Source organism: Janibacter indicus, assembly GCF_900176385.1.
Classification (GTDB): Bacteria; Actinomycetota; Actinomycetes; order Actinomycetales; family Dermatophilaceae; genus Janibacter; species Janibacter indicus.
This window is the reverse complement of record NZ_FWXN01000024.1, coordinates 1-2,715: the sequence shown is the minus strand read 5'-3', so window position 1 is coordinate 2,715 and position 2,715 is coordinate 1. Positions and strand designations below refer to the sequence as shown.

Here is a 2,715-nt window from a genome sequence, read left to right as displayed (position 1 = left end):
TGAACCGCCCCGGCGTGTCCGGAGGCTCCGTTCCTTGGGAAGGATGGAGTCATGTCAGGGAGTACATCGAAGAGGTATCCGGCCGAGCTGCGTGAGCGGGCGGTACGGATGGTCGCCGAGGTCCGGGCCGAGCACGAGTCGGAGTGGGCCGCGATGAGCCGGGTCGCCGAGCTGCTGGGGGTGGGCACACCGGAAACGGTGCGCAAGTGGTGTCGCCAGGCGCAGGTGGACGCCGGCCAGCGCCCGGGGGTCCCGTCCGAGGAGTCGGCAGAGCTGAAGCGGCTGAAGCGGGAGAACGCCGAGCTCAAACGCGCGAACGCGATCCTCAAGAGCGCGTCGGCTTTTTTCGCGGCCGAACTCGACCGGCCACAGCGCTGATCGTGCGCTACATCGACGAGCACGTCGGTCAGCAGCACGAGGACGCCGACGGGCAGGGTCTGCGATGGGGTGTCGAGTCGATCTGCGCCGCGCTCACCGAGCTCGGCTGCAAGATCGCCCCCGCGACCTACTACGAGCACCGAGGCCGCCAGCCGAGCGCCCAGCAGGTGCGCGACGAGGAGCTGAAGCCGATGATCGAGCAGGTCCACGCGGCCAATTACGGCGTCTACGGCGCACGGAAAGTGTGGCTGACGCTCAACCGTCAGCGGGCAGCCGACGCATCGCCGATCGCGCGCTGCACCGTCGAGCGGCTCATGGGCGAGCTTGGGCTGGCAGGCGCGGTGCGCGGGAAGGTCAAGCGCACCACGATCAGCGACCCGAAGGCCCCGAAACCGCTTGACTTGGTCGATCGCAACTTCGAGCCGTTGGCGCCGGACCGGCTGTGGGTGGCCGACTTCACGTACTGCTCGACGTGGTCGGGCTGGTGTTACACCGCCTTTGTCATCGACGCCTACGCCCGGCGGATCCTGGGCTGGTCGGTGTCGACCACGATGACCAGCCAGCTCGTCCTGGACGCAGTCGAGCAGGCCATCTGGACCCGCGGCCGCGAAGATCGTGGCGGTGACCTGACCGGCCTGATCGCCCACCACGACCACGGCGCCCAGGACATGTCCGTGGCCTACTCCGAACGGCTCGACACCGCGGGAATCAAGCCCTCGACCGGCCTCGTCGGCTCGTCGCACGACAACGCGCTGGCCGAGTCGATCATCGGGCTCTACAAGACCGAGCTGGTCAAGCGACAGCGGCCGTGGAAGGGCTTCGACGACCTCGAGATCGCCACCGCCGAGTGGGTCGACTGGTACAACTGTGAGACTGCTCAGGCATCCGCTGGCCAGGGTCTGACCCCTGGTTACAACTGACCCGTCCCCTTGGACGGTGTCCTTCGAGTGGACCTGTCGACCCTGAGCCGGCGGATGCGTCCCGGTGATCAGACCGGCCGGGCAGTGACCTGATAGAAGCCTGATCTGACTTGGTCTCGTCACAGTTCTGTCCCGCTCCGGCCGGTCCGTTCGCTGTCCCGCACCGATCAGTGGAGGCCAGCAGTGAGCATCATGACGAATACGAGCCCATCACATCCACGCGGACGCATCGAGGCACCTGGCCTCATCGTCGGCGTCGACACCCACAAGGACTTCCACGTGGCCGCAGCCGTGGATGAGCGCGGTGCTCTACTCGAGATCGCTCGCTTCAGTGCCACACGGACCGGATATGACCGCCTCGCACTGTGGGCCGAGGGCCTGCGCCGACAGGTCACTGGCCAGGTGGCGGACGTTGCCCTGACGTACGCCATCGAAGGCACAAGCTCGTATGGGGCCGGACTGGTCGCGGCCCTGCGCCCCACGGGCGTCACGATCCATGAGGTCGCCCGCCCCAACCGGCGAGACCGTCGCCTGCGCGGCAAGACGGACGCCTTCGACGCGGAGAACGCCGCCCGTGCCGTGCTGGCCGGGACTGTCACCGCAACCGCGAAGACCGCGGACGGGAACATTGAGATGATCCGCGTCATCAAGTGCGCCAAGCACGCCGCGGTCAAAGCCCGGGCCGCCACGATGATCAGCCTGCGGCACCTGATCGTCACCGCTCCTGCCGATCTGCGCGAGCAACTCGAGCCGCTGACCAAGATGGCCCTGCTGCGCCGCTGCGCAGGGCTCAGGCCAGGCGAGGTCGATGACCCCACCGCCGCGACGAAGTATGCGCTGCGCGCGATGGCTCGCCGGTGGCTCTACCTCAGCGAGGAGATCACTAAGCACGAAGCGCAGCTGGACCGGTTGACCACCGCGGTCGCTCCCCAGCTCCGCGAGGGGTGCGGCATCGGCCCGACGCGGCCGCCGAGCTCCTCACAGTCATCGGCGACAACGTCGCCAGGGTCACCAGTGAGGCCGCCCTGGCCAAACTATGCGGCGTCAACCCCATCCCAGCCTCTTCCGGCCGGACCAACCGTCACCGACTCAACCGAGGTGGACACCGGCAGGCCAACGCAGCGCTCTACCGCATCGTCATCGTCCGCATGAGGCTCGACGAGCGCACCAAGACCTACGTGACCCGACGAACGGCCGAGGGCAAGACCAAATCCGAGATCATCCGATGCCTCAAACGACACCTCATCCGAGAGATCTGGCGCACCACCCGACACCTACGGACCCAAGAGCAAACCGCCCCAGCCGCCGCTGCTTGACGCATATAGAAGCGTCCACCGCCGACCCCACGAGTACTGCGACGACCTCACCCCAGTGCAGGCCGAGCAGGCTCACTACGCTCACCACCAGGCCCCAGCAA

General features: G+C 67.4%; 2 protein-coding genes and 1 pseudogene. All 3 read left to right on the top strand.

Annotated elements, in window-relative coordinates:
• The first annotated feature begins 51 nt into the window (after positions 1-51).
• The 3 genes and pseudogenes from B9B60_RS16700 to B9B60_RS17635 all read left to right on the top strand — a co-directional run bounded on the left by B9B60_RS16700 (position 52) and on the right by B9B60_RS17635 (position 2,614).
• Positions 52-1,298, top strand: a protein-coding gene (locus tag B9B60_RS16700) for an IS3 family transposase (RefSeq protein WP_234993917.1) whose coding sequence is annotated in 2 segments (ribosomal slippage) — positions 52-346 and positions 346-1,298 — 1,248 coding nt in all. Because the reading frame shifts where the segments join, the coding sequence is not laid out codon by codon here.
• 192 nt (positions 1,299-1,490) lie between these two features.
• A pseudogene (locus B9B60_RS17640) lies at positions 1,491-2,000 on the top strand (IS110 family transposase); the annotation flags it as partial.
• A 242-nt stretch (positions 2,001-2,242) separates the two neighbouring features.
• The gene (locus B9B60_RS17635; protein ID WP_407656494.1) at positions 2,243-2,614 is read left to right on the top strand and encodes a transposase; all 372 of its coding nucleotides are present in this window, start codon (positions 2,243-2,245) and stop codon (positions 2,612-2,614) included.
• The last annotated feature ends 101 nt before the right edge of the window (positions 2,615-2,715 follow it).